Source organism: Bartonella capreoli, assembly GCF_902813205.1.
In the GTDB taxonomy this organism is placed as follows: domain Bacteria; phylum Pseudomonadota; class Alphaproteobacteria; order Rhizobiales; family Rhizobiaceae; genus Bartonella; species Bartonella schoenbuchensis.
Genome location: NZ_CADDZX010000309.1, coordinates 1 through 410, shown reverse-complemented (window position 1 = coordinate 410; position 410 = coordinate 1). Strand labels below are relative to the sequence as shown.

1 protein-coding gene is annotated in these 410 nt (G+C 35.6%); it reads left to right on the top strand.

Annotated elements, in window-relative coordinates; translation table 11 throughout:
• Window positions 1-186 precede the first annotated feature (186 nt).
• Window positions 187-410: hypothetical protein (locus J7R05_RS08565; protein WP_246468282.1), on the top strand; the 224-nt coding region annotated here is incomplete at its 3' end.

Here is a 410-nt window from a genome sequence, read left to right as displayed (position 1 = left end):
AAAAATCCGTAATGAATTAAAATTTTGCCTTTTGTTAAAAAGGGGGGGGGAGTAAATATTTAGGAATATATCTATATGAAGAAGAAAAGTTTCTTACTTTACACAGTTTCTGGTGTTATATTTTGCTCTTCGAGCTTATCTTATGCCCTTAATTTAACGTCTCCCCTGCTGTTAACGAAAGATTTTTTGTCTACGCGTCCTACAGCCGATACCCCAACAGATAGATCTGCAAATTCTAAATCCACAGGAGATAATATTTCAGAGTCTATAACGACAGAAACAGATACTGAATCTAGAAGGCGTCAAGATACTTTCTCTCGTTTTACAAATCTCATCACCAAAAAAAATCTACCGAGTTCTCTTGTATCTACACAGGCAGATTCAGCAAAACCAGCACCTAAAAAACAAGA